1 protein-coding gene and 1 pseudogene are annotated in these 1,933 nt (G+C 39.5%); one reads left to right on the forward strand and one right to left on the reverse strand.

The genetic code is table 11. The features are described from left to right. Positions 1-318: 318 nt before the first annotated feature. Positions 319-1,232: pseudogene (locus I656_RS00615) on the forward strand (tyrosine-type recombinase/integrase). 237 nt (positions 1,233-1,469) lie between these two features. Here I656_RS00615 and I656_RS18405 read toward each other — a convergent pair. Beyond that, positions 1,470-1,901: a trypsin-like peptidase domain-containing protein gene (locus tag I656_RS18405; protein WP_190300178.1), complete on the reverse strand. Its 432-nt coding sequence runs from the start codon at positions 1,899-1,901 to the stop codon at positions 1,470-1,472. Positions 1,902-1,933 lie beyond the last annotated feature (32 nt).

The following is a 1,933-nucleotide window of genomic DNA, read 5'->3' on the forward strand; positions in this document are numbered from 1 at the left end:
AAAAAAACATTAAACTACTGCTTCCGGATAAAGAAGATTTTGAGAATTCTTTTTAGATAATTGTAACTATTCAGCTCACTTTATGATGTGGCTGAATAGTTACACGTAAAATATGTTGCATTCAACGATATTCGACAAAACAAGACGAGGTGTTTCTTCGTCTTATATGTGTTATTAAACTAGTCGTATAATATACATTATATGACTAACAATTGATTCTTTTTTATGATATACTCGTCATATAATGTTATTTTTCGTATCAATTGTTCTTAGAAAAAATCGTTTTTAACTCGCCGTATAAGTGAAAGGGTGGGAAAGATGCTGCACGAATATGAAACGTATTTGCAAGAGAAGGGATTTTCTCCTAACACCGTGATCTCCTATCTCAATGACGTAAATCAGTTTTTGAAAGACTTGCATCTTCGTCCAGGCGATTACGTCACATCGGCTGACATCCGTAAATGGATTCAGCAAATGTTGAATCCGGTAGAAGGGAAACCGTTGGCTATCTCTACGATCAATCGCCGTCTGAATTCGTTGCGAAGCTTCTATGCGTGGGCGGTGGAACACCATAAGATTGAACAGAACCCAATGAAAGACATCCAGGATTTAAAATCAGCCGATGAAGATAACGAAAAAATCATGTGGCTCACAGAAGAAGAATTCGAGGACTTATTGCATCGGATGCGGAAAAAACCGGTGCAAAGCCGGGGAGTCGATCCTGAAGAGAAATATCGTCGGGACCGCGCGGTGGTGTATCTGCTTACCTATGCAGGATTGCGGGTAGAAGAGTTATCCAATTTAAAATTAACGGACCTAGATTTAGAGATGAAACGAATTCGGATCGTGGGAAAAGGGATGAAGGTAAGAACGGTGCCTATCTCCAATATCTTGCTGGCAGAACTCGAGGATTGGCTTAAGTTTCGTGCGGAAATGGCGAAAAAGAAACCACATGTCGCTCAATCGCCATACGTCTTTTACAGCCAGCGCTCGCCGAAGTTTTCGGTACGGGGCATTCAGCGAATGATCGAAAGCTACAGCCTGCCGAATAAAAAACTTACGCCCCATATGTTCCGTCATACGTTTTGTAAGTGGATGTTAAAGGCGACGAACAACGATATCGAGAAAGTACGGAGCTTGCTGGCCACAGCAATATCGCCACGACCTCACGGTACTTAAAGGACAGCTACAGCGATTTGGCGGATGCAGTCGAGGCTCTGCCGAAATTCTAACATCAAGATGGATGACAGTTTTGGCATCGGAGCTGTCCAAGTACATTTAGAGACTATATAGAAAAAATGCCCTGGAGGGTAGAATTTCAGGGCATTTTTTTGTTCCCTTTCCGAGAAGAGTCAATTAAACTACGAAACCTTCAAAATTTACCTACCTTGTTAAAAAACCTCTTAGTAAGGTTTACAATCACTAAGATCTTCCTTGCTGGTCAATTAATAAATAGCTAGGAGAAATTTTTAATTTAGCATTGCTGCTCTAATAAAATCATATACGGGTTTAATCATTTTTGGTCCTCCATTGTAAGTGGTACCATTGACACTAAAACTGCCTCTATGAACAGCAATGATTTCATTTGATGAATTTAATAAAGAAGAACCGGATTGCCCATTGTAAGTATCAATTTGATAAAATGCAAGTTCATTGGTTTCTTTTGAAATAGAGCCAGTCATTCCCCATTGAGAAACTTCGTTATACTGTTCGATTTTATCCCCTGGGTATCCATAAAGTTTTGCTGATGTACCTTGAATGCTAGATACTTGTCTTAATGGAAGGTATCCAACTACATCACCAATATTTTTTCCTAAGTATGTGCTAAGCTTAAGTACTGCAAAGTCTTGAGTTGGATCGCCTGTTTGAACATAGTTGCTTGTAATATAATAATCTACTATTTGATATACCCCATACCCGTGGTGCTAGATAA

The organism is Geobacillus sp. WSUCF1 (assembly GCF_000422025.1).
Taxonomy (GTDB): domain Bacteria; phylum Bacillota; class Bacilli; order Bacillales; family Anoxybacillaceae; genus Geobacillus; species Geobacillus zalihae.